At 70.5% G+C, this 22,446-nt stretch carries 25 protein-coding genes; 14 read left to right on the plus strand and 11 right to left on the minus strand.

Features of this window, described 5'->3' with window-relative positions; translation table 11 throughout:
- Positions 1-77: 77 nt before the first annotated feature.
- Entirely contained in the window at positions 78-1,754 is a 1,677-nt protein-coding gene (gene cdgB, locus SLV14N_RS16015) for a diguanylate cyclase CdgB (protein WP_018089741.1), read from the minus strand.
- Between the two features lie 312 nt (positions 1,755-2,066).
- Between cdgB and SLV14N_RS16020 the strand changes: the two genes are divergently transcribed.
- Positions 2,067-2,681: a flavin reductase family protein gene (locus tag SLV14N_RS16020; RefSeq protein WP_259670333.1), complete on the plus strand. Its 615-nt coding sequence runs from the start codon at positions 2,067-2,069 to the stop codon at positions 2,679-2,681.
- Between the two features lie 21 nt (positions 2,682-2,702).
- On the opposite strand, the gene arfB is transcribed toward SLV14N_RS16020, so the two are convergent.
- Positions 2,703-3,131 (minus strand): alternative ribosome rescue aminoacyl-tRNA hydrolase ArfB, encoded by a 429-nt coding sequence (gene arfB / locus SLV14N_RS16025; RefSeq protein WP_208681537.1) that lies wholly within the window; start codon positions 3,129-3,131, stop codon positions 2,703-2,705.
- 202 nt (positions 3,132-3,333) lie between these two features.
- Between arfB and SLV14N_RS16030 the strand changes: the two genes are divergently transcribed.
- A complete protein-coding gene (locus SLV14N_RS16030; RefSeq protein WP_208681538.1) occupies positions 3,334-3,909 on the plus strand; it encodes a TerD family protein in 576 nt (191 codons plus the stop codon).
- A gap of 174 nt (positions 3,910-4,083) precedes the next feature.
- On the opposite strand, the gene SLV14N_RS16035 is transcribed toward SLV14N_RS16030, so the two are convergent.
- Complete coding sequence (locus SLV14N_RS16035) at positions 4,084-4,353, minus strand: helix-turn-helix domain-containing protein (RefSeq protein ID WP_208681540.1); 270 nt, start codon at positions 4,351-4,353, stop codon at positions 4,084-4,086.
- 99 nt (positions 4,354-4,452) lie between these two features.
- On the opposite strand from SLV14N_RS16035, the gene map reads away from it, so the two are divergent.
- From map to SLV14N_RS16050, 3 genes are all read left to right on the plus strand, one after another.
- On the plus strand, positions 4,453-5,220 hold the full coding sequence (gene map, locus SLV14N_RS16040; RefSeq protein WP_263269784.1) for a type I methionyl aminopeptidase: 768 nt from the start codon (positions 4,453-4,455) through the stop codon (positions 5,218-5,220).
- Positions 5,221-5,346: 126 nt separating this feature from the next.
- A complete protein-coding gene (locus tag SLV14N_RS16045) occupies positions 5,347-6,006 on the plus strand; it encodes a response regulator transcription factor (protein ID WP_208681544.1) in 660 nt (219 codons plus the stop codon).
- A 66-nt stretch (positions 6,007-6,072) separates the two neighbouring features.
- Positions 6,073-6,570: a hypothetical protein gene (locus SLV14N_RS16050; protein WP_093645067.1), complete on the plus strand. Its 498-nt coding sequence runs from the start codon at positions 6,073-6,075 to the stop codon at positions 6,568-6,570.
- A gap of 131 nt (positions 6,571-6,701) precedes the next feature.
- Here SLV14N_RS16050 and SLV14N_RS16055 read toward each other — a convergent pair whose 3' ends face one another.
- A complete protein-coding gene (locus SLV14N_RS16055; protein ID WP_263273174.1) occupies positions 6,702-7,346 on the minus strand; it encodes a pentapeptide repeat-containing protein in 645 nt (214 codons plus the stop codon).
- Between the two features lie 369 nt (positions 7,347-7,715).
- Between SLV14N_RS16055 and SLV14N_RS16060 the strand changes: the two genes are divergently transcribed.
- Positions 7,716-8,729, plus strand: a complete 1,014-nt coding sequence (locus tag SLV14N_RS16060) for a zinc-binding dehydrogenase (RefSeq protein ID WP_263269787.1) — start codon at positions 7,716-7,718, stop codon at positions 8,727-8,729.
- A gap of 176 nt (positions 8,730-8,905) precedes the next feature.
- Here SLV14N_RS16060 and SLV14N_RS16065 read toward each other — a convergent pair whose 3' ends face one another.
- The 5 genes from SLV14N_RS16065 to SLV14N_RS16085 form a co-directional block, all read right to left on the minus strand.
- The gene (locus SLV14N_RS16065) at positions 8,906-10,009 is read right to left on the minus strand and encodes an aminopeptidase P family protein (RefSeq protein ID WP_208687913.1); all 1,104 of its coding nucleotides are present in this window, start codon (positions 10,007-10,009) and stop codon (positions 8,906-8,908) included.
- 264 nt (positions 10,010-10,273) lie between these two features.
- A complete protein-coding gene (locus tag SLV14N_RS16070; RefSeq protein WP_263273176.1) occupies positions 10,274-11,455 on the minus strand; it encodes an NAD(P)/FAD-dependent oxidoreductase in 1,182 nt (393 codons plus the stop codon).
- 8 nt (positions 11,456-11,463) lie between these two features.
- Positions 11,464-11,658, minus strand: coding sequence for a ferredoxin (locus SLV14N_RS16075; RefSeq protein WP_208681547.1), 195 nt, complete (start codon positions 11,656-11,658; stop codon positions 11,464-11,466).
- Positions 11,659-11,709: 51 nt separating this feature from the next.
- Complete coding sequence (locus SLV14N_RS16080) at positions 11,710-12,909, minus strand: cytochrome P450 (RefSeq protein WP_263269788.1); 1,200 nt, start codon at positions 12,907-12,909, stop codon at positions 11,710-11,712.
- On the minus strand, positions 12,906-13,589 hold the full coding sequence (locus SLV14N_RS16085) for a DUF3159 domain-containing protein (protein WP_208681551.1): 684 nt from the start codon (positions 13,587-13,589) through the stop codon (positions 12,906-12,908). Before SLV14N_RS16085 ends, SLV14N_RS16080 begins: the two co-directional genes overlap by 4 nt.
- A gap of 208 nt (positions 13,590-13,797) precedes the next feature.
- Here SLV14N_RS16085 and SLV14N_RS16090 point away from each other — a divergent pair, with 208 nt between their 5' ends.
- The 5 genes from SLV14N_RS16090 (at position 13,798) to SLV14N_RS16110 (ending at position 18,202) form a co-directional block, all read left to right on the plus strand.
- Positions 13,798-14,526 carry a response regulator transcription factor gene (locus tag SLV14N_RS16090; protein WP_259670764.1) on the plus strand — a complete coding sequence of 243 codons (729 nt, stop codon included), beginning with the start codon at positions 13,798-13,800 and terminating at the stop codon, positions 14,524-14,526.
- A gap of 1 nt (position 14,527) precedes the next feature.
- The gene (locus SLV14N_RS16095; protein WP_263269789.1) at positions 14,528-15,961 is read left to right on the plus strand and encodes a cell wall metabolism sensor histidine kinase WalK; all 1,434 of its coding nucleotides are present in this window, start codon (positions 14,528-14,530) and stop codon (positions 15,959-15,961) included.
- Between the two features lie 194 nt (positions 15,962-16,155).
- The gene (locus SLV14N_RS16100; protein ID WP_263269790.1) at positions 16,156-16,527 is read left to right on the plus strand and encodes a hypothetical protein; all 372 of its coding nucleotides are present in this window, start codon (positions 16,156-16,158) and stop codon (positions 16,525-16,527) included.
- Positions 16,528-16,550: 23 nt separating this feature from the next.
- Positions 16,551-17,873, plus strand: a complete 1,323-nt coding sequence (locus tag SLV14N_RS16105) for a hypothetical protein (protein ID WP_263269792.1) — start codon at positions 16,551-16,553, stop codon at positions 17,871-17,873.
- On the plus strand, positions 17,870-18,202 hold the full coding sequence (locus tag SLV14N_RS16110) for a hypothetical protein (protein ID WP_263269794.1): 333 nt from the start codon (positions 17,870-17,872) through the stop codon (positions 18,200-18,202). The genes SLV14N_RS16105 and SLV14N_RS16110 overlap by 4 nt, the downstream gene beginning before the upstream one ends.
- 660 nt (positions 18,203-18,862) lie before the next feature.
- Here the strand turns inward: SLV14N_RS16110 and SLV14N_RS16115 are convergent.
- Positions 18,863-19,159 carry a hypothetical protein gene (locus SLV14N_RS16115; protein WP_263269795.1) on the minus strand — a complete coding sequence of 99 codons (297 nt, stop codon included), beginning with the start codon at positions 19,157-19,159 and terminating at the stop codon, positions 18,863-18,865.
- A 617-nt stretch (positions 19,160-19,776) separates the two neighbouring features.
- Between SLV14N_RS16115 and SLV14N_RS16120 the strand changes: the two genes are divergently transcribed.
- Complete coding sequence (locus SLV14N_RS16120) at positions 19,777-20,889, plus strand: hypothetical protein (protein ID WP_263269797.1); 1,113 nt, start codon at positions 19,777-19,779, stop codon at positions 20,887-20,889.
- 153 nt (positions 20,890-21,042) lie between these two features.
- On the opposite strand, the gene SLV14N_RS16125 is transcribed toward SLV14N_RS16120, so the two are convergent.
- Entirely contained in the window at positions 21,043-21,798 is a 756-nt protein-coding gene (locus SLV14N_RS16125; RefSeq protein WP_263269799.1) for a GntR family transcriptional regulator, read from the minus strand.
- A 79-nt stretch (positions 21,799-21,877) separates the two neighbouring features.
- Here SLV14N_RS16125 and SLV14N_RS16130 point away from each other — a divergent pair, with 79 nt between their 5' ends.
- Together SLV14N_RS16130 and SLV14N_RS16135 are read left to right on the plus strand one after the other, a co-directional pair.
- Complete coding sequence (locus SLV14N_RS16130; protein ID WP_263269801.1) at positions 21,878-22,156, plus strand: hypothetical protein; 279 nt, start codon at positions 21,878-21,880, stop codon at positions 22,154-22,156.
- 12 nt (positions 22,157-22,168) lie between these two features.
- A complete protein-coding gene (locus SLV14N_RS16135) occupies positions 22,169-22,321 on the plus strand; it encodes a hypothetical protein (RefSeq protein WP_263269803.1) in 153 nt (50 codons plus the stop codon).
- The last annotated feature ends 125 nt before the right edge of the window (positions 22,322-22,446 follow it).

The following is a 22,446-nucleotide window of genomic DNA, read 5'->3' on the forward strand; positions in this document are numbered from 1 at the left end:
GGCACCGGCCCGCCCGCCGCGGCGGGGCACCGGCCGTCGCGGCGGAGCACCGGCCGTCACCGCGGAGCACCGGCCGCTCAGCCCGCGGCCCGCCGGTTCGCCTTCGAGCGGGAGCGCTTTTCGACGTACATCCGCTGATCGGCCGACTCCAGCACTTCCTCGGCCGACATCCCGCAGCTCGCCCAGCCGATGCCGAAGCTGGCGCCCACCCGGACCGCGCGGCCCTCCACCCGGATCGGCGGGATGATCGCGTTCCGCAGCCGGACCGCCAGGTCCTGGGCGTCGGCGGTGCCGAGCCCGTCGGCGAGCACCACGAACTCGTCGCCGCCGAGCCGGGCGACCGTGTCGCCGTCCCGGACCCCGCTGGTCAGCCGGCGGGCGACCTCTATCAGCACCGCATCGCCGGTGTTGTGCCCGAAGCGGTCGTTGATCGACTTGAAGCCGTCGAGGTCGCAGAAGAGGACCGCGAGCCCCTTGGAGCCGTCGTCGGCCGGCCCGTCCGCGGGGGCGACGAGATGGACATGGTGGTCGAACGGGGGCGGGGGCCCGCCCTCGAAGCCGTCGAGCCCGTCGAAGGGCTCCTTCGCGTCCGGCCGGAAGCCATGCGGATCGCGGGGATCGACGCTGAGGGTGCCCGAGGAGGCGTAGGCGTCCGCCATCGAGCCGGGCGGGCGGGAGCACAGCCGGGCGCCGAGCCGGGCCCGCAGCTCGGCGCTGTTGGGCAGCCCGGTCAGCGAATCGTGGCTGGCGCGGTGGGCGAGCTGCAGCTCGTGCCGCTTGCGCTCCTCGATGTCCTCGACGTGGGTGAGCAGGAAGCGGGGGCCGTCGGTGGTGTCGGCGACGACGGAGTTGCGCAGCGAGACCCACACATAGGTGCCGTCCCGGCGGGCCAGCCGCAGCTCGGCGCGGCCGCCCTCGGCGGAGGTCCGCAGCAGGGTGCCGATGTCCTCGGGGTGGACGAGGTCGGAGAAGGAGTAGCGGCGCATCCCGGAGGCCGGGCGGCCCAGCAGCCGGCACAGCGCATCGTTGGTGCGGAGCAGCCGTCCGTGCTGGTCACCGCCCATCTCGGCCACGGCCATCCCGCTCGGCGCGTACTCGAACGCCTGCCGGAAGCTCTCCTCGCTGGCGCGCAGCGCCTGCTGCTCGCGCTCCAGCCGGACCAGTGCGCGCTGCATGTTGGCCCGCAGCCGGGCGTTGCTGATCGCGATGGCGGACTGGAAGGCGTACATCTGCAGGGCTTCCTGGCCCCAGGGCCCGGGCCGCCGGCCGTTGCGCGGCCGGTCGACGGAGATCACGCCGAGCAGCTCGCCGCCGCCGTTCGCCGCGGTGTACATGGGCGCGAAGAGGCGGTCCATGGGGTGCCACTCGTCGGGGAACCGGGGCGCGGGTCCGGCCGTGTGCCACTGGGGTACGTCGTCGTCATCGAGCACCCAGCCCTCGGTGTGCGAGATGAAGCACAGGTCGCCCCAGCGCTCGCCCATGGACAGCCGGCGCTCCCAGGAGGCGCGGGAGCCGACGCGTCCGGCCATGAGCGCCTCGGCGCCCGCACTGCCGGCGACCGCGGCGACGACGAGATCGCCGTCGGGACGGACGAGATTGACCGCGGCCAGCTCGTAGCCGAGCCCGGTGATCACGCCGTCGGCGACGGTCTGCAAGGTGTCCGCGAGGCTACGTGCGGTATTCAGCTCGGCGACCACTTGGTGCAGCTGCCGCAGGGTCGCAAGACGGACGTATGGCTCCGACTCGGTCTCCATCGCTCGCTCTCCCTGAGACCTCGACAGCAAACTCCACGATTTCTTGTCGTCCGATTCCACGCTCACTGAATCACAGTGAGCTGTTCACTCGGTACACAGGGTCAACAATTAGCGCCTGCTGTGACTCAAGTCACAAACAATGAAGGACGGTTGGCGATCTTCCATAAAACCGCCACGGGAGCGCGCCTTCACTCTTTCTACACTTACTGAACGCAAATTCCGAGCCTTTCGGTCCTCCGCCGTCAGACCTAGGACGCGCGTGGTCCCCGGGTCCGATGCGCATCACGGCCGGCCGAAGTTAGCGTTTATGGCGTGTTCACGAAGACTCCTGCCGATGCGGCGGCCTCCGGGCCCGTCGCCCACCCCGTACCCGCCGTCGCCCTCGCTTCCGTGCCGGGCGACGCGCCGATCCCGCATGCTGTTGGGGTGAGTGACGACGAGTTCCGTGCCGCCCTGTCCCGCCTGGCCGCCGGCGTGGTGCTGATCACCGCCCACGACCCGGACAGCGGGCCGCACGGCGAGGACGTCGGGATGACCGCCACGGCCTTCCTGTCGGTGTCGCTCGACCCGCCGCTGGTGATGGTGAGCGTTCGCAACGACTCACGGATGGACGATCTGCTGGAGCTGCAGCCCGACTGGGCCGTGTCGGTACTGTCGGGACACCAGCGGCAGATCGCCGGACGATTCGCCATGAAGGGCCGCATCAGCGACCGGCTGCTCTTCGAGGACATTCCGTTCGTACGGGGCGAAGCGTCCGGTGCTCCCCTCATCGGGGGTGCGCTGGCGACCCTGGAGTGCCGTACCGAGCAGCGGGTCGTGGCCGGCGACCACACGCTGGTCATCGCACGCGTCCTGGCCACGTCGATCCCGAACGAGGACGACGGGCCGCTGACGTACTTCCGGGGGAAGTACCACCAGTTGGGGTGAGGCCGGGGGCGGCGGTGGCGGTCAGCCCCAGTCGCGGCCCGAGCGGCCGCGCTTGGTGTCGCCACGCTGCTTCTTCTCGCGCAGCCGCCGCTCGTTGATGCCCCGTGGAATCCGTGACTTACGGCGCGGCTTGGGCGGCGGGGCGGTGGCCTCGGCGAGCAGCGCGGCCAGCCGGACGGCGGCGGTCTCGCGGTTGCGCCACTGCGAGCGGTGCTCGGAGGCCCGTACGGACAGCACGCCGTCGATCAATCGGCCCGCCAGCCGCTCCAGGGCGCGCTCCTTCCACACCGGCGGCAGCGCCTGCGTCTTGTCGAGGTCGAAGCGCAGCTCGACCTGGCTGTCGCTGGTATTGACGTGTTGGCCGCCCGGACCTGAGGAGCGCGAGAAACGCCAGACGAGCTCGGCCTCTGGAAGGACGACCGAACCGCGGATGACATAAGGCCCGGACATGGGTCCTATGATCCCGCGCCGCGCACGGCCCCGTCACCCGCTTTTCGGGGTCCGCGCAGAGCGTTCACATCAGAATTCGGCAAAGAGAGTAAAGACTGCAGGAACCTGAAGGTCCCCTCATGGCGTTGTGGTGGGTGACGGTAGCTTCGTGCGCAGTACGGAGCCCGACGCTTCGACGAGTCGACAAGGAAAGGGACATCCCATGGCTGTAAGCCTGTCCAAGGGCGGCAACGTCTCCCTCACCAAGGAGGCACCGGGCCTGACCGCCGTCACGGTCGGCCTCGGCTGGGACGTCCGCACGACCACCGGCACGGACTTCGACCTCGACGCGAGCGCGATCGCGGTCAACCCGAGCGGCAAGGTCTTCTCCGACCAGCACTTCGTCTTCTTCAACAACAAGGCGACGCCGGACCAGTCGATCGTGCACACGGGTGACAACGTCACCGGCCAGGGCGAGGGCGACGACGAGCAGATCAACGTCAACCTCGCGGCGCTGCCGGCCGACATCGACAAGATCGTCTTCCCGGTCTCGATCTACGACGCCGAGAACCGCAGCCAGAACTTCGGCCAGGTGCGGAACGCCTTCATCCGCATCCTCAACCAGGCCGGCGGCACCGAGATCGCCCGCTACGACCTCAGCGAGGACGCCGCCACCGAGACCGCCATGGTCTTCGGTGAGCTGTACCGCAACGGCGCGGAGTGGAAGTTCCGCGCCGTTGGCCAGGGTTACGCGTCGGGCCTCGTCGGCATCGCGCAGGACTTCGGCGTCAACGTCTGAGCCAGATCTGCATCCTGGCGCAGCCAGCGCAACGGAGGGCCGGTTCCCCATGGGGGCCGGCCCTCGGCGCGTTTGGGGTCTTGGTGCGTGGGGGCCTCGTGAGGGCGGAGGGCGCACGGCGGTAGCCGCACGGCAGCCGGTGGGCGCCGCGCGGCCTCGTTCAGGCCGCCTCGCTCAGGCGGCCGCGCCCGCGGGCGCTTCGGGTGGGGTGGCCAGTGCCGCCACCTCGTCCAGCGACAGCCCGAGCGCCCCGGCCAGCGCGGCGATCGTGAAGAACGCCGGTGTCGGCGCCCGGCCGGTCTCGATCTTCCGCAGCGTCTCGGCGGACAGCCCTGCCGTCGCCGCGACCTCGACCATGCTCCGCTCGCCGCGCGCCGTCCGCAGCAGCGCGCCGAGCCGCTCACCGCGTTCACGTTCCCGAGGGGTCAGAGGGGTTCGCACCATGCTCGTGATACTAATACCGGTAAAGAAATACCGGTAAATAAATACCGCCCGCCGTCGCCGGGGCGCGACGCGGGCGGCTGTGAGCAGGAGGTCGGGAACATGGTGGAGATCAAGACGGATGCGGGACTGGACGCGATGCGGGTGGCCGGCCGGGTCGTCGCCGACGCGCTGGAGGCGGCGCGGGCGGCGGCCGAACCGGGTGTCCGGCTGCGGGACCTGGACGAGGTCGCCCGTACGGTTCTGCGCGAGGCCGGTGCCGACTCACCGTTCCTCGGCTACCGCCCGTCCTTCGCCCCCACCCCGTTCCCCGCCGTCCTCTGTGTCTCCGTCAACGACGCGATCGTGCACGGCATCCCGGACGGGACGCGGCTGCGCGACGGCGACCTGGTGAGCGTCGACTGCGGCGCCCTGGTGGACGGCTGGGCCGGCGACGCGGCCCTCAGCTTCACGGTCGGCACCGCCCGACCCGAGGACCAGCGGCTCATGGACACCACCCGGCGGGCGCTGGAGGCGGGCATCGCGGCGGCCGTGGTCGGCGCCCGGATCGGCGATATCTCCCATGCGATCGGCAGCGTCGGGCGCGCCGCCGGCTACGGCATCCCCGAAGACTTCGGCGGACACGGCATCGGCCGGCAGATGCACGAGGACCCGGCGGTCCCCAACGAGGGCCGCCCGCGCCGCGGCATGATCCTCCGCCACGGCCTGGTCCTCGCCATCGAGCCGATGTTCCTGGCCGGCGGCAAGAACGACTACTACGCGGCCGGCGACGGCTGGACCCTGCGTACCGCGGACACCTCCCGCGCCGCCCACTTCGAACACACAGTGGCGGTGACGGCTGAGGGGCCGCGGGTGCTGACCAGCGCGTAGGGCCTGGGGGCGGGCGGCGTCGGGGCTGCGGGGCGCCGGTCTGCGCGAACGGCTCGGTGAGGGCACCATGGAAGCGGCGCCGACTAGGGGCACCGTCCCGTCGGCCGTCCTCCTGGAGCGCAGCCCATGAGCCCATACGCCGCCGAACCCGCACACGCTCCTGTAGGCGTGCTGCTCTGCGACGACCATGCCGTCGTACGCGCGGGGCTGCTCGCCCTGCTCAGCGGCGCCCCCGGCATCGAGGTCATCGGCGAGGCCACGAGCGGCGAGGAGGCCGTGGCCCTGGCCGCCGCACTCCGGCCCGACGTCGTCCTGATGGACCTCCAGCTCGGCTCCGGTATCGACGGTGTCGAGGCCACCCGGCGCATCGCCCGCCCCGATGCCCCCGGCTCCCCCCATGTCCTCGTGCTGACCGACTACGACACCGACGCCGACATCGCCCGCGCCCTCGACGCCGGCGCCGCGGGACATCTCCTCAAGGCCGAGCGGCCGGAGGAACTGTTCGCCGCGATCCGGGCCGCGGCCGAGGGCCACAGCACGCCGGCCGCGCCGGTCGCCCATCGCGTCCTGGCCCAGATGCGCAGCCCGCTCCCCACCCTCACCGACCGGGAGCTCGACATCCTTCGCCGGCTCGCCCGCGGGCTGAGCATCCGCGAGATCGCCCGTGCGCTCGCCACCAGCGAGGCCACGGTCAAAACGCAGCTGGGCCTGCTCTACGAAAAGCTCGGTGTGAACTCCCGGACCGCCGCGGTCTCCGTCGCCAGGGAGCAGCGGCTGGTGCCCTGACCGGACGGCCCCGGAAGTACCGGACGCACCGGACGGCGGCTTCGCACCGCGTGACACCATCTAGGTGTGATCGACGTCGGCTACTCCCTCTCCCGCCGTTTCCCGGATCCGCCACAGACGGACTACCGGACCGCGGACGTGCGCACGCTGCGCCATGACCTCTTCTGCGGCGACGTCTATCTCGCCGACACGAAGACGGACCGCGAGCTCTCCACGGCCTGGGGCTGGGTGCCGGTCCTCGACTTCGCCTGGGCGCTGTGCGACATCGTCGAGCAGCTCGACACCGACCCCCGGGGCAACCGCTCCGCCCGTCCGGTCCACGCCGAGCTGGACTTCACCGAGTCCGCCGACCGGATCTTCTTCGAGCGCCGCTTCGGGTGGGTGGACGTCGACGCCGACTGGATGCCCGCCGACGAGGCCCCGCTCACCTTCAACCACTCCGCGCTGCGCCGCGAGGCCCGCGACTTTCTGCACGACCTGATCGCCGACCTCACCGATATGCACGACGGCCTCGGCGACAACCCCGCCATCTGGGACCTCCAGGCCCGCTTCCCCCGCGTCTGACCGCTGGGCAGACCCCCGCGCCCCGGAACGGGCTCCACGCCGCCCCCCCACACGCCGACCCGCCTCCACGCCGCATCCCCGGCCCCAAGCCCACCCCACCCCCATCCGGACTCGCCGCCCGAGCCGCCCCCTCACTCCACCCGTACTCCAATCTGTGCCGCGAACGCCGGGGCCAGATCCAGGAGTTGGGCAGCGCTGATCACCGCGCCAGAGAGCCGGTCGACCCCCCGGGCGATGTCCAGCGCGTCGGCGCCCCGCAGATCGACGTCCTTCATCCGCGCCTCGGAGAAATCCACCCGCGTCAGGGTGCAGCCGTCGAACGTCACCCGCTCCAGCTGCGCCCCCGCGAAGTCCGCCTCGACCAGCACACACCCTTCGAAGGCGACATCCCGCAGCTTGGCCTGCCGCAGATTCGGGAAGTCGATCTTCCCGCCACGCACCACGACCCGCTCCAGCACCGCCCCGTGCAGCTGCGTCCCGCCCAGCCGGGCGTCCGACACCTCCACATCGCGCAGTGACGCCTGGGACAGATCCGTGCCGACCCCGCGGACACCGCTCAGCACGCTGTCGATGATCCGCGCCCGGCCGAGCACGGTCTCGTCCAGCGCGCACCGCCGCACCGCGCAGTCCATGAAGCGTGCGCCGCGCGCCGACTGCCCGGCCCAGTCGGCATCCGCGAACTCCAGCCCGTCGTAGTCCCCTTCGGTCTCCAGCTCGCCGCCGTCGTACGCCGTCAGCTCCGGAAGGCGCACCTCCGGCCGCCGCACCGCCCGCACCGTCTCCTTGCCGCGCCCTGCCACGCGATCACCGCCTTCCGAGCCGTCCGTGCCCCACCGCGCCTGCACACCCCATCGTGAACCACACCACTGACAATGGGCGCTGACCTGCGGAAACACGCGGAAACACCCGGACTCCGGTCGTTCGGCAGCTCGCGGCGCACCCCGTCCCGATGCCTGCCGGGCACGTACCCGCTCACGGCGCACCCCGCGCCGGTCCCGGCCGGGCACGTACCCGCTTCCGTCGCAGGAGGCCGCCCCGGTGCGCCGCGTCGCACGAACGACCTTGACCTCAACTGAACTTGAGGTAACAGAGTGGCACGCGGTTGCCCCATCCACCGAGGCCCCACTCCCCGAGGAGACACCGCCATGCACGCGATCCGGCTGCACACCTTCGGCCCCGCGGAGAACCTCCGCCACGAGACGGTCGAGGACCCGCGCCCGGGGCCCGGAGAGGTCCGTGTTGCGGTGGCGGCGGCCGGCGTCCACCTCCTGGACACCGCCCTGCGCGAGGGCCGAACGGGCGGGCCGGCGCCGCTCCCCGAGCTGCCGACCGTGCCCGGACGGGAAGTCGCCGGCACGGTCGAGGCGCTCGGTGAGGGCACCGACCCCGACTGGCTCGGCCGGCGCGTCGTCGCCCACCTCGGCATGGTCCCCGGCGGCTACGCCGAACGCGCCGTCGTCGCCGCCGACCGGCTGCACGCGATCCCCGAGAACCTGGACGCGGGCCAGGCCGTCGCCATGATCGGCACCGGCCGCACCACCATGGGCATCCTGCTCTTCGCCGGCCTCACCGGCGACGACATCGCGCTCGTCCCCGCGGCCGCCGGCGGCATCGGCTCCCTGCTCGTCCAGCACGCCAAGAACACCGGCGCCACGGTCATCGGCCTGGCCGGCGGCGCCGCCAAGGTGGCACGCGTCCGTGAACTGGGCGCCGACCTCGCCGTCGACTACACCCGCGACGGCTGGCCGTCCCTGGTCAGGGCGTTCCTCGACGGCCTGGGCGCGCCCGGCGCCACCCTCGTATTCGACTCGGTCGGCGGTGCCCCCGGACGCGCGGCGGTGGATCTGCTCGCCAAAGGGGGCCGTCATCTGGTCTTCGGGTGGTCCTCCGGAGGTCTCCTCACCGGCGGTCCGCTGGAGTTCGCGGAGGTCGAGCTGACGGCGCGCGGGATCACGTCGGAGCAGGTCCTCGGCCCGCCGATGCTGGTCAGGGCCGGTGGCGACAACCCGCTCCGCACCCTGGAGACCGCGGCCCTGGCGGAGGCCGCGGCGGGCCGGCTGGTACCGGCGGTCCAGCGCTTCCCCCTGGCCGAGGCCGCGGCCGCCCACCGGGCGCTGGAGTCCCGCGCCACGATGGGCAAGGTCGTCCTGGTGCCGTAGGGCGCAACTCCGCGGCGGCTGGGCGGGGTTGAACGCCGTACGGGGCGGGATTGGACGCCGTACGGGGCGGGGTTGGACGCCATACGGGGCGAGGTCAGGCAGGCCGGCCGGGCGAGGCCCGGGACGGACCGCCCGCCCCTACAGCACCACCCCCACAGCGCTCCCCCCAACGCCCCCTACCGCACCACCGCCATCTCCCGCGCCGTCTGGTTCAGCCGTCGGCCGCCGGACTCCGTGCAGGTCACGATGTCCTCGATCCGCACCCCGAACCGGCCCGGCAGATAGATCCCCGGCTCGATCGAGAAGCACATCCCGGGCACCAACGGCAGATGCTCGCCCTCGACCAGATACGGCGGCTCATGGGTGGTCACCCCGATGCCGTGCCCGGTCCGGTGGATGAAGTACTCGCCGTACCCCGCGGCCTTGATCACCTTCCTGGCCACCCGGTCGACGTCCTGGCACGCGATGCCCGGCCGCACCGCCTCGAACGCCGCCTGCTGCGCCTGCCGCACGATGTCGTGCACCTTGCGCTCCTCGGCGCCCGGTTCCCCGACGTGCACGGTCCGCGTCGTGTCCGACCCGTAGCCGTTCTTGAGGCCACCGAAGTCGAGCACGACCATGTCCCCGTCCTCGATGACCCGCTCGCCGGCCTCGTGGTGCGGGTTGGCGCCGTTGGGGCCCGACCCCACGATCGTGAAGTCCACCTGGCTGTGCCCGTGCTCGGTCAGCAGCCGCACCAGATCGGCCGCCACCTCGGACTCCCGCCGCCCGCCGAAGCGGACGGTCAGGATGTCCTCGTACGTCGCGTCGGCGGCGGCCCCGGCCGCGGCCAGCAGCTCCACCTCATGGGCGTCCTTGACGGCGCGCAGCATCGGCAGCACCTCGGTCAGCGCGGCGTATCCGCTCCCCGGCACCGACCGCTGGAGCCCCAGCAGATGCATCGCCCAGGTCGAGTCGGACATCCCGTAACGCCCCTGTGGGTCCATCCACTTGGCGACCTCGGCATACGGGTCCGAACCGTCGGTCCACCCCGACACCTCCATCGCCCAGGCCCCCGGGGAGTACTCCGCATCCGGGTACTCCAGTACGGGCACCAGCAGCCGCGAGCGCCGCCCCGGCTCGATCACCAGGGCGGTCAGCCGCTCGGTGACCGCGGTCGGCCGGTAGCCGCACAGCCACGTCAGATCCGGACCCGGCGTCACGATCAGCCCGGCCAGTCCGGCATCGGCGGCGGCCCGGCCGGCCCGCGCCATCCGCCGCTCGTAGTCCACCTGTGTCATCGAAGTCACCATGGCGGTGAACTTACGCCGGTCCGGCCCCACCGGCCCGCCGAATTCCCTCCCCGACGGGCCTCTTCACTCCTCCAGTTCACGCCGCCCGTTCACGCCGCCCGTTCTTCCGTTCATGCCTCCCGTTCTTCCCGCCGGGCCGCTCCTCCGGTTCGCCCGCGCGTCCCCGCGGGCGAACCGGGTCCCCTGAGCGCGGCCCCCGCGCCCGTATCGAGCCACGTCCGCGCCCGTATCGCGCCACGCCGAAGCGGCGTACTAACCGGCCTTCACCGGGCCGGCCGTGCCGATGTGGCCGCGGTACTCGCGCAGGGCGCGGGCGCTGTTCCAGCCGAGCGCGCCCACCACACGGCCGTGGAGACGGTAGAGCGCGACAAAGCGGCGGGCCCGTGGATCGCCGTCCACGCACTCCACCTGGGCGTCGGCGGGGCAGCGGCCATGGAACTGGATCTTGGCGTCGTACTGATCGGTCCAGCCGAACGGGACCGGCGTGTAGGGCACGGCGTCCCCGGGGCCGGCGAGAAGGTTCCTGACGGCGGCGCGGGACTGCTCGGTGGCGTTCATGCGCTGTTCGAGGCGGACGCGGCCGCCGGTGGCCGGATCCGGCCAGTTGGCCACGTCTCCTGCCGCGTACACCCCGGGCGCCGCCCGGCAGTGGCTGTCGCAGCGCACCCCGTCCCCCAGAGGGAGGCCGGAGCCGGCCAGCCAGTCCACGGCCGGCACCGAGCCGATCGCGACCACGACCACGTCGGCGGGCAGCCGGGTGCCGTCGTCGAGCAGTACGGCGGTGACCCGGCCGCGCGCGCCGGTCACGTCGGTGACGCCGCGCCCCAGGTGGAGCCGGACCCCGTGGTCCCGGTGCAGGTCCGCCACCAGCCCGCCCACCCAGGTGCCGGCCTGCCGGGCCAGCGGGGTGGGCTCGGTGTCGACGAGCGTGACGTCGAGGCCGAGGCCCCGTGCGGTGGCGGCGATCTCGCTGCCGAGGAAGCCGGCGCCGATCACCACGACCCGGGGCCCGGCCCCCAACTGCGCCCGCAGCGTCAGGGCATCGTCGAGCGTGCGCAGCACATGCACCCCGGCCAGGTCATGGCCGAAGGGAAGCCGGCGGGGCCGCAGCCCGGTGGCGAGGAGCAGCCCGTCGTAGCGCAGCCGGTCCCCGTCGGCCAGGGTGACGGTGCGCGCCGCCGGGTCCAGCCCGGTCGCCCGGCAGCCCAGCCGGAGGTCCAGCTTGAGGCGCTGGAGGTCCGCCTCCTGGCGCAGCACGGTCCGTTCCGGTTCCCAGCCGCCGGCCAGCACCTGTTTGGACAGCGGCGGCCGGTCGTAGGGGGCCCACAGTTCGTCGCCGACCAGGGTCAGCGACCCGGTGAAGCCCTCGCGCCGGAGGGCGTCGGCCGCGGTGAGCCCCGCGGCCGACGCGCCCACCAGGACGATCCGGTCCATGGCAGGCACTACGGCAGCACCTCGATGGCCAGCGCGGGGCAGCGGGCGGCGGCTTCCTCGACCGGGGCACGCTGGTCGTCCGGCGGGACGGCGTCGAGCAGCACCACGATGCCGTCCTCGTCGCGCTGGTCGAACACCTCGGCGGCGGACAGTACGCACTGCCCGGCGCCGACACACTTGTCCTCGTCAATGATGATCTTCATCGGGGGTTCCCCTTCTCCGGTGAGCTTCGGTGACGTCCGGCAGCCGGCCGGCTACCAGGTCACGGGCAGCTCGTGGACGCCGTAGATGAGCATGTCGTCGCGCATCGGCACCTGGTCCGCCGGTACCGCCAGCCGCAAGGACGGGAACCGGTCGAGCAGGGCGGACAGGGCGGCCTTCATCTCCACCCGGGCCAGCTGCTGCCCGATGCACTGATGGACGCCGTGCCCGAACGCCAGGTGCGGACTGTAGGGCCGGCGTACGTCCAGCACGTCGGGGTCGCCGGAGAACTGCGTCGCGTCCCGGTTCCCCGAGGCCAGGGAGGCGAGCACCGTGGCGCCGGCCTCGATGCGATGGCCGTCCATCTCCACGTCCTCCAACGCCACCCGGCGCAGCCCGTACTGAATGATCGTCAGGTAGCGCAGCAGTTCCTCGACGGCGCCGTCCATGAGGGCGGGGTCGGCGCGCAGTGCCGCCAGCTGCTCGGGGTTGCCCAGCAGGCACATGGTCCCGAGCGCGATCATGTTCGCGGTGGTCTCGTGCCCGGCGAGCAGCAGCAACGAGCCGACACCGGCCAGCTCTTCGTCGGTGAGCCGTTCGGACTGCACCAGACCGCTGAGGATGTCGTCGGTGGGGTGGGCGCGCTTGGCGACGGCCAGTTGGTGGATGTACTGGTTCATCGCCATGTGGGCCTGCTGGACTTCCTCGTGGCTCGCATCGAGCCGGAGCTGCATGGAGGAGTTCTCCTGGAATTCCTCCCGGTCCGCGTACGGCACCCCCAGCAGCTCACAGATCACCAGTGAGGGAATGGGCAGGGCGAAGGCCTGGAGGAGGTCGACCGGCCCCTCCGCCGCGGCCATCGCGTCCAGCTGCTCGGCGACGATCTTCTCCACCGCCGGAGCCAGCTTCTGCATCCGGCGCACCGTGAACTGGCCGGTGAGCAGCCGCCGGAACCGGGTGTGCTCCGGGGGGTCCATCATGATGAACATGCCCGGCGGGGGCGGCGGCAGCGGTGCGTCGGCCGGCGTGGGGTCACCGGGCCGCACCCGGCGGCGGTTGGCGCCGAACCGCGGGTCGGCGAGCACCGCCCGCACGTCCGCGTACCGGGAGACCACCCAGCCCTTCGCACCGTCCGGGAAGGTCACCGGGGCGATCGGGGCCTCCTCCCGCAGCGTCCGGTATCCCTCCGGCGGACTGAAGGGGCAGGTCCGTCCCGTGGGCTGGGTCCTGGTGGTGGGCTGTGTACCGGTCATCGAGCAGTCCTTTCCAAGGGGTGTGATAGATCGGCGCTCGTGCCAACGGGGGCCTCGCAGCGGTGCGTACCGACGGAACGCCGGTAGACGCGCCACCCCAGAAGTGCGCCGAGCGCGAAGACGACAGGCCCGAAGACATCGACCGAGCCGAGGGCGACGGCCTGGCCGGACAGGAACAACGGGAGCTGGACCGACAGCATCAGGAGGTTGCCGGTGTAGAGGACCAGGCTGCCTTTGACGAAGGCCCGGCGGCGCACCGTACAGCGGCGCCACCTGGTCCGCTCCCCGGTGACCAGCCCCACCATCACGCCCAGCGGCGGCCGGCCGAGCACCAGCAGCACGGGCGTCACCACGGCCATCACTCCGTGCACCACGAGGTGCGGAAGGAAGAAGTTGGTGGCCTCCCCGGTGCGTGCGGCCAACACGCCCTGGACGCAGACCAGGACAAGCACACCGAGCGCCTGCCGCACGGGCTGCTTGCGCACCAGCCGGTGGAGGAAGACCCCGGCGCCGGCGGTGAGGGCGAGCGTCAGCGCGACGCCGAGCCTGTGGGTGAGGGCGAAGGTCACGGTGAATCCGAAGACGGGCGTCACGTCGATCACGGTGCTGCGCAGCCGGTTCCGGACGGCGGTACGGACCGCGTCCGCACCGCCGGCTTCCTGGTGTGCGGCAGGGTCCACGGGGTCTCCAGACGTCTCGACGGACGGCGGTCGGTCCGGTGTCGTGGCTCCAGACAAACGGGCCCCGTTGACCGGCCCCGGTCGGCAACCTGACCATTGCCTGACAGCCGGGGCCCGCGTACGCCTGCGCCGCTCATGCCGCCGGGGGAACCGGCGGCCGGGGCGGCACGTTGTCGTCGCAGACTCCATGACGCGATTGGTGCCTGCCATGCTTTCCGCCTCGCCGACGAGTGGCGCGCCGCTGCCCCGAGGAAGCGGGCAGCGGCTGCTCGTCGTGGATGACGACCCGCGGATGGCGGAACTGCTGGAGACCACACTGAGCCTGGCGGGGTACGAGGTCGCGACCGCCGGCTGCGGCGGCGAGGCCCTGCGCGCCTATGCGGACGAGCCCCCCGATCTGCTGGTGCTGGACGTCCTGCTGCCCGACCTGGACGGGTTCACCATCTGCCGGAGGCTGGTGGAGAGCGGGGCGCGGCTGCCGGTGCTGTTCCTGACCGCGCGGGACTCCGTCGAGGACCGGGTGACGGGCTTCGCGATGGGCGCGGACGACTACCTCACCAAGCCCTTCAGCCTTCCCGAACTGCTGGCCAGGGTGCACGCCTTGCTGCGGCGGGCCGGCCGGTCAGCGGAGCCCGGCCCGCTGCTGTGCTTCGCCGATCTGACCGTGGACGAGCGCAGCCGGCGGGTCCGTCGCGGGGACCGGCTGATCGCCCTGTCGCCGACCGAGTACAAGCTGCTGCGCTACTTGCTGATCAACGCCGACCAGGTGATGTCGAAGGAACAGATCATGGACCACGTGTGGCAGCACCACTTCGGCGACGGCGTCGTCGAGAAGCTGGTGTCCCGGCTCCGGGCGAAGGTGGACGTCCATGCGCCCGCCCTGATCCACACGATGCGCGGCTTCGGCTACAGCCTGCGGCTCCCCGAAGGCGGGTGAGATGGCCGGCGCCTGGCGCGGCTCCCTGCGGGCACGCCTGATGGTGGGGGTCGTCCTGCTGGCAGCCGTGGGCATGGTGGCCGTGAACGCGGTGTCGCTGGTCGGACTGCGGCTCAACCTCGTCGACGTCGCCGACACCACCCTCGCCAAGACCCGCCAGACCCTTCAGCACCGGGTGCACAGCCGGCGCGCCCCGATCGACGAGGACAACCTCAACTCCCTGATTCCCGACGGCGCCTACATCGCGCTGGTCGACGACCGGGGCCGGGTGGTCGCGCAGACCCCGGCACGGGACCTCGACGGGCGGCCCCGCGCCCGCCCGGACCTGCCCGCCCCTCTCCCCGACGGCTTCGCCGACCACATCGTCACCCTCTCCGCCCAGGGCATGCCCGTCCCCCGCTACCGCACCCTTGCCTTCTCCCTCGGCCACTCCGCCACGGTCCGGCCCACCCCCGGCGCACCGCCCCAGCCGTTCAGCAGGGTGGTGGTCGCCAAGAGCCTCCAGCCGGCCGAAGACGTCGTGTACTGGCTGATCGGCGCCGACGCCGCCGCCACACTGGCCGTGCTCGGGGGCATCGTGCTGCTCAGCCGCGGGGTACTGGGCGTGGGCCTGCGGCCGTTGCGGAACATGGCCGCCACCGCGACCGCGATCGCCGACGGCGACATCGACCAGCGCATCGAGGTCGCCCGGCCGCACTCCGAGGTGGGAGAGGTCGGCACCGCCCTCAACCGGGCCTTCGACGAACGGCAGCGGTCCGAGGAGCAGCTCCGGCAGTTCGTGGCCAACGCCTCCCATGAGCTGCGCACTCCGCTGACCACCATCAGGGGCTGGGCCCAGCTCCATCTCCACGGCCTGGCCCAGGACCCCGCACTCATCGAGCGCGCGATGCTGCGCATCGAGGGCGAGGCCACCCGGATGCACTCCATGGTCGAAGAGCTGCTGCTGCTCGCCCGGCTCGACCAGGGCCGCCCGATCGCGCACGCACCGGTGAATCTCGGCGCGCTCGCCGACGACGCCGTCACCGACGCCCGGGTCGTCGCCCCCGGCAGACCGATCACCGTCGAGGTGCCGGACGAGGTGTTCACCTGCGGCGACGAGGACCGCCTGCGCCAAGTACTCCAGAACCTCCTGAGCAACGCACTGCGCCACACCCCGCCGGACACCCCGGTAACCGTCACCGCCCGCTCGCTGCCCGACGGCACAACCGAGCTGACCGTCACCGACCAAGGCCCCGGCATACCCCCCGCAACGGCCGAGCGGATCTTCGAGCGCTTCTACCGCGGCGACGAGTCCCGCAACCCCACCAGCGGCGGCACCGGCCTAGGCCTCAGCATCGTCAAGTCCATAGCCGAAGCCCACCACGGCACCGCCACCGTCCACACCACCCTTGGCAAGGGCAGCACCTTCACCGTCGCGCTGCCCTCTGCACGCTGAACAACGGGCCGGGCGGCCTTCGTTGCCCCGCCCTCCAACCTTCAAATCGATTACAGCACCGGCCGTCCCAGACCGGGCTGGTCCTAACTGGCGGCTGAGCGGTGGCCTCGATGCACCGGCTGTCTACGGGGCAGCCGACTCCCCCGCACCCTTGCGGCCTGTAACCATCTGTCCGGGCACCGCCGGGTCATGACATGATGATCTTTTACCTCTTGGGAGGGGTAATGAAGGGGGGATCTGGTGGCTTCTCTGCGGATGCCGCCTCCATCAACGGCAGCTCCAACCTGCTCAACGAGCTTGCCGGGCTGCTGAACGCGGGGCGCATGGACGGGGAAAACGCGACTCAGTGCCGCGTCCCGCGCGCGCATCCAGATGTGGCGCAAGCCGTGGAGGAGTTCGCGCGCTACACACAGGACCAGTACGCAGACATGGTCACTCTGCTATCTGCACTGTCCACCAAGTTGCACGCCACTGGGAACGCCCTCGTGCATGCCGACGCGGACGCTCAGCGAGGCATGGACGAGATCCTCAGCAAGGGCCGCTACGTAGCCCCCGAGGACCGGTGAGTGCCGTGGCCTACCGATCCGACGTGGACTTTCTGGAGCTGTGCAACCCTCCGCTCATCGAGCAGACAGGCGACGAGTACCGGAGGCTGCACACCCTGCTCGACTCGAGCGAGGACGACTTCCGCAAGGCCGGCCGTATCGACTGGCAGGGCGAGGGACGCGAGCAGTACACCGCTCGTCTCAAGGAAGCCACGGCTCTGGGCGAGCACCTCTCCGCAGCCTTCCGGCGAGCTCGCAATGCGCTCTACGCCTATGCGAAGGCAGTGGCCCGTGCCAAGCACCACTTCGAAGAAGGGCAATCGACGGAGTCGCGCTTGGCCGAAGTCATCTCACGTGAAGGCATTCCGATCACTTCCACCGCACGGGCAGCCGAACCCATGCGGCAATGGGAGGACCTGCGGGCAACTACGGGGTTCTGGGACTGGGCTGCGGAGCTCTTCGCCGACCCGGACGAGATCCGCGAGGAGGCAGAGCGCTACTACCGCGCCACCAGCGCTCACTATGCCGATGCCCTGCGCGTCGAGGGCGAGGCACGTAAGGACTGTGTCGCCGAGATACGCGTCGCCTTTCACTCCCTGCCGGACTTCCGTGGCGGAAGCTTCATCGACGCCACGCAGCTCCAAGGCGGTGTCGACGCTCTGCGCCGTGAGACGAAGGACGCGGCAGATGACCCACACGCGCAATTGTTCGGCACGGGCGCCAAGACGGACTCCATTCCCAAGGTCGGTCCAGACGTGGCGATTTCACCTGCCCTGTTGCGCATCAAGTTGAAGACGGCCGGCCTTGAGGCGGACGGTAACTACCACTGGCTGCCCAGCGACTCCGACGACGAGCGACGGGAGTACATCTCCACCAACAAGCATCTGCTGCGCAACGCGGCCCGTGACTCGGGATTGCCTCCAGAGATGGTCGCCGGCATCGCTTGGAAGGAGGTGGAAGGCGACCCCAGCTGGACCGACGACGCCTTCCCCTGGGCACGCCGTAACCTGCCCTTCACCGGGGACCAGGACATGACCTCGTTGGGCCCGATGTCCATCCAGGTCCGGCGAGCAGCAGAGGTCCTCGGATACGACCCGGAGGCTCTCAGCGACCAACAGCGCGACGAGATCACCGGTGCACTCAAGGATCCGGCCCAGAACGTCTACATCGCGTCGGAGTACCTGGCGCAGCTCAAGGCCGAGAGCGGCTTTGCCGACATCGCGCCCGAAGAGATGACCCGGGAGCAGATGCAGGAGCTTGCCGCCCGCTATAACGGCGGCCCCTACTATCAGAGTGAAGGGGCACAACGGTACGGTCGCCAATTCGGCGAACATGTTGGCCAAGCGAAGGAAGCACTCGGAAAGTGACGACGCCCACCCACCTTCGAAGCCCACGTGGCGGACTGCGCATCGGCACAGTTCTGGGGGCCTGTCTACTGCCCACGATCGAGGCGCCGCTGGCTTTCGTCACACTGGTCCAGCTCATGCCCCGCGGCGACGACGCTGTCGAGTTCGACGCGGCTCAGGAGTTCGCGCTCCTCAGCAACCTCGGCATAGGCTGGGCCGTCCTCTGCCTCGCCCTCACCCTTCCCTTCGTCAAAACGAGAAGGCTGCGGCCCTGGTGGTACGCGCCGCCCCTCGCCATGCTCCTGGCACTGGCGGTGCGGCTCCTCTTCTTCCCGCCCTACGGCAGCTGACCGCATTTGAGCCGTGGTGGTGCGCGAACAGCGAGAGCGCCCAAGACGGCACCGAGCCGGACCCGACCGCGCTCGTCTTCACCACCCGCTCCGGCCTGATCGTGGCCGCCCCCGGCCGACCGTCCCCGCTGATGTCCCCCGTAGACGTCAGAAGCCCCAGGCCATTCCCGGCCCGGGGCTTCTTCCCTGTTCAAGCTCAGAGCCCCCTGTCGGATTCGAACCGACGACCTTCGCTTTACAAGTTCGATCACAGGACCGGCCATCCCAGGCTGGGCTGGACCTAACTGGCGGCTGATCGGTGGCCTCGATGCACGGGCCGCCGCAGACGTCCGCCGCCGTTGATGTCACTTGGCGATGTCAGAACGTTAGTCGAGCAGTACTCTGCAAGCTGCCCTGCGTCGGTCGATGCGAAGTTCCCCGTAGCGCTGACCCGTTGTGGAGGGGACCAGCCCGTTCGAGCCGGGCCAGGGAGGGGGCCCGATCGACCGACCGCGCCCCCTGCGACTTCCGATGCGCCGGTGCACGCTTTCCAACTGTGCGCATGGCCGTACGGGGTAGTTCACGGGCGTCCATTCGGCAGCTCAGACGGGGTGCGCGGACTGCCATGAACGGCAGTGCTCTGCCGTGAACTGGACAAGGATCAGGACAACGCACCAGAGGTCAGGTGCGGGGGATGACCCCGACGAACTCGTTCCCCTTGTGGTTGCTGATGATGAAGTCGAAGCCGTGGCCCGCTGCGCAGGAAAGCTCCACGCTGACGTAGCCGCCCCTCGTCCCCAGTGGGCTGTCGTAGTCGTCCCGATCAGGGTGGACGGTGACTGCCTCGTGGTCGCCGCCGGCCTCCGCCTGCTCTACTTCCTCAATTCCGCACGCTGGGCACTTGAGCTGCCACTGCATGTTCCACGAACCCGTGCTGCGCTGAACCGGGACGAGGATTCCCTCGTGAGTCTGGGGCACGTCTTCCTCCATTGCGTTCGGCCTGATCCATGACACCTGACCTGGGGCCCCACCGCATGGACTTTGTCCGATCTGAGGCGACCGCTTCCCCACCTTTCCGGGAAGGGCCGGCCGACCGCGACACGTACGCGAGTACACGCGAGATCGGCGAGCTGCTGCGGCGGCGCCAGGATTCGAACCTGGGAAGGCTGAGCCGGCAGATTTACAGTCCGCCGGGCCTCACTGCGCCATACCGGCCCTCACCTGCTCCGAGTCCCCCGACTTAGCCGTGCCCGTGCTCGTCGTCCACGCACCGTCCACACAGAGCCTGGTGCCCAGGCCCGGCGCGCCGCCCGCGCCCGTGAGGTCAAGTCACCACTGCACCAGCCGACTTCGGCAAGACTGCTTCCATGAACCAATTCCTGAGGCACCTGCTCGGGTGGGTGTACCTCGTGGGCGTGATGGGTGTGCCTATCGGTGCTGGATGGCTCTGGATGCACCCACAGTCACGACTGTCCCGCTGGATACACCGCAACATGGTCGACCCGATAACCACCCACTACATAGCGTGGGTCGATCGACGGACGCGGCGGCGGTTGGGAAATGCGTGCCGGAATCTGCCCCCGACCATTCCGCGCATGCCATGGCATGAGTGGCGCTACATCGCCAACCCGGTGAGGCGATGGTGCGCCCTCGCCCCAAGGGCAGCCGTTGTGCACGCCTTCAAAGTGGTGCTTCTGGCGGTGGCGCTGCTCAATGTCGGCACGCTCGTGAACGTCGCCTGGCACTTCTGGCACAACCCCCCAGGTGCGAAGGGACCGCGCCATCTGACGGGAAACCAGCTGATTGACGCCATAGTGCCCCCTCTCTCGACCGACGGCACCGCGAACGGCGGGGAAGGCTCCCTTGACTCGCTTGATGCCCTTGCGCGCGGGTTCGGGGAAGGCGCCCTTGACTCGCTCGGCGCCGCGGTGCGCGAGATCCAGGAGGCAGCCGGGCGGGCGGCGCACAAGGCGGGGCTGGGGGTATCGGCGATCACACACCCTTTGGCTGATCCCGCAGCCACGGCTACAACGGCAGCCGCGCTGGTGTTGCTGATCATGTTTCTGCTTGCCCTCCGGCCGGCCCTCGCGAAGCTGGCGGGGCCACCCATCCATGTCCGTGGCGGGCAGACGGCCCAGTGGCGGCCAGTGGTTGTACTCCTGGCGGTATGCGGGAGTCTCGGAGAGGCGTATAAGCAATGGGACACCGGAGGCCCCCTGGTCGCCCCGAGAGTGAGCCTGGCTGCTGCTGAGCGGGCGCTGTGGCGGGCGTGGCGGACCCGGCACGCCCGTATACGGCTCACGCGTCGACGGGAACTGAAGGAACATGCCGCGTTGGTGGTCGGGGCCCTGCGGGCGATGGAGGCCAGACAGGACACCGAGGCGGACACCGGGCAGGTCTTCGAAGACACGGCCCGCATGCTGTTGAAGATCGCCCAGCGGTATGGCGAGGGCCGCACACTGGCCCTGTTGGACCCCGAGGACTTGCGCGGAGTCACCCCAGCAGTGAACCGTGAATGGGTGCGCCTGACCATGCTCGGCAGTGCTGTGGTGGGTACAGCCGTGGGTGCGAACCTGTTGAACGTCCCGGACTCGGCGATCGGGCCGCTTATCGGCATCGTCACTCTGGTGACGGTCGGTGTGCTGTACGGGGCCCGCCTGGTGGCCACGGACCTTATCGACGTCATGCGAGGCCAGAGCCGCAAATGACCCGGTCGGTCGCGGCTGAGGAGGTGGTGGGCGATAAGTCCGCGGGGCATCAGCGCTGGAGTGGGCCCGCAGTGTGTGCCAGACGCAACGTGCGAGGCTTGAGCAGGATGACGGGCGTACGGAGAGGAAGAGCAGTGTCGCAGCCCGGCCTCACTATCGGCTGATGGGGATCTCGTAGACGATTTCACACAGAGCGGCGGGTACGACGATGTCCGCTGTCTCCACGGGCCGCCCCTCGTCGCTGTAGTACGTCCGCCGGATGTGCGTGACGAGACTGGCATTCTGGATGCCGAGGAGCGATGCCTCCTCGGCATTCGCTTGCCGCGGCTCCGGCTGCTCCACGGCGTGGCTGACCGTGATGCCGATCTCGGCCATCCGGTTCACCACGCCCACCCCGGCGTGCGGTCCACCCTCCGGGAGGACGACGACGGTGCCGGCGGTGAGGTCGTACGGCTCCCAGCTGGTCGACAGCTGTGCGGGCTTGCCGTCGGCGAGGAACTCGTACACGGTACGGACGCAGAGGTCGCCCTCGCCGATACCGAGGCGTGCCGCGATCTCAGCCGGCGCTGGCACCTTCGCCTCGGTCCGGCTTTCCCAATCCCCCAGCTTGCCCACGGCCTTCATGTCCGCGCGAAACGGGGAACCGTCAGGCTGCTCGCGCGCCGAGGAGCGGACCATGCGTACACGCTGACGAGGGGCGGCAACGTACGTGCCGGATCCGGCACGACCTTCCAGCACTCCCTGAGAAATCAGTAGCTCCTGAGCGCGACGAACCACGTTCTCACCGACGCCGCACTCCTGGGCGATCTGGGCGCGTGACGGGAGCCGGTCTCCCGGTGTCCACTCATGCTCCGCGACCCGACGCCGGAGCTCGTCAGCGATGCGGAGATACGGCGGCTGCTCAGGCATATGGAAAATCTAGTCCACTAGCTCTAATCTAGTTAACTAGCTTTACTCCAGGTGATCACCCAACGACGGAGGCTGCCCTGTGCCTGCTTCGGGACCAAGCGCCGAAGACATCGCAGCCCGGTTGTCCGCCGTCGGACTCACCCCGCGCGTGGAGCAGCACGCCCAACTCACGTCGATCGAAACGGAGGTACCGGAATCGCTCTCCGCCGAGTCATGGCGGGAGGCCTTGGCAGCAGTCTCGGAGGCCGATCGATTCGGGCTCCTCGCCAACAGCTTGAACGGCCGCACCTTATGGGCCGCCGTACGCACAGCGGCCCCCGCGACGGGCGATGTCCGGGGGCCTGGCCGTCAGCGATAGGAGCTGATCAGCGTGTTCAACCGTATCCGCCATACCGTCTCGCACACCGATGGGCGGTGCGCCCCGATGAGCCGGCCCTACCGTTCGCCGATGCCCGTCGGGCCGGCCTCGGCGCTTCGCGATCCCTTTGCGCACGACTGGTTCGCGGCGGCGGAGGCCCTCTGATGCCCCCTCGTCAGCATCTTCGGGTGACCCACCCGAAGGGTGTTCCCTACCAGTCGAGTTCCTGCCGGATCGGTACGCACTTTGAGTGCGCGCAGTCTTCCCCCACTACCGCACCGATTGGCATC

Origin of the sequence: Streptomyces sp. Je 1-4 4N24 (assembly GCF_026239515.1) — a bacterium.
Classification (GTDB): Bacteria; Actinomycetota; Actinomycetes; order Streptomycetales; family Streptomycetaceae; genus Streptomyces; species Streptomyces nigrescens.